Annotated in this window: 1 protein-coding gene; it reads right to left on the reverse strand. The window is 65.2% G+C overall.

The features are described 5' to 3' along the window. Window positions 1–399: homocysteine S-methyltransferase family protein (locus AACY52_RS31325; RefSeq protein WP_339561544.1), on the reverse strand; the 399-nt coding region annotated here is incomplete at its 3' end. Window positions 400–446: the final 47 nt, after the last annotated feature.

The raw sequence follows: 446 nt of genomic DNA on the forward strand, positions 1-446 counted from the left end.
GTTGGTCGGGCCAACGGCCCCTGCAACAAAGCGCGGGCGGCCATCCTTGGCCTGATATTCATCCGCCAGCCGCCGCGCGAGCCGCGCGCTCTCGACATTGATCTCGCGCACCAGATGCTCGGCGGCATAATCGGCCTGGCTGATGCGGTTGGCCGAGAAGGTGTTGGTCTCGGCAATGTCCGCGCCCGCCTCGAAATAGGCGCGGTGGATCGCCTCGGGCACCGCCGGCTTGGTCAGCGCGAGAATGTCGTTATTGCCCTTCTGGTCCTTGGTCAGGCCCAGGTCGCCAGCATAATCCGCCTCGGACAGCTTCCAATTCTGGATCTCGGTGCCGAACGCGCCATCGGTGATCAGGATGCGCTTGGCCGCTTCGGCCAACAGGGTTTCTCGTGCCGTCATCGTCTAATCCTTCTCCCCTCCCGCTTGCGGGAGGGGCGGGGGGAGGG

The organism is Pseudomonas sp. EA_65y_Pfl1_P113 (assembly GCF_963970525.1).
Taxonomy (GTDB): Bacteria; Pseudomonadota; Gammaproteobacteria; order Pseudomonadales; family Pseudomonadaceae; genus Aquipseudomonas; species Aquipseudomonas tritici.